Below are 219 nucleotides of genomic sequence, written 5' to 3'. Positions count from 1 at the left end.
GCGCATACCCGCGCCGCCCCTCCCCCCTGTTCGGCTCATGCCGCGCAGCCGCAAGCTCTGACTCAGCCGCGCTCGGGGGTGTGCACACGCGCGAGGAAGCGCTCGGTGCGCGGCGACGGACCCCGCGGATCCAGCAGCGAGACGACGACCGTGACCGCTGTGGCGAGCGGGATCGTCCATGCGGCGGGCTGCGCGAGATAGGGCGCCGCTGCGCCGATG

The organism is Microbacterium sp. H6 (genome assembly GCF_003314775.1).
GTDB lineage: Bacteria > Actinomycetota > Actinomycetes > Actinomycetales > Microbacteriaceae > Microbacterium > Microbacterium oxydans.
The sequence above is the reverse complement of the archived record's forward strand: the minus strand, read 5'-3'. Positions refer to the sequence as shown.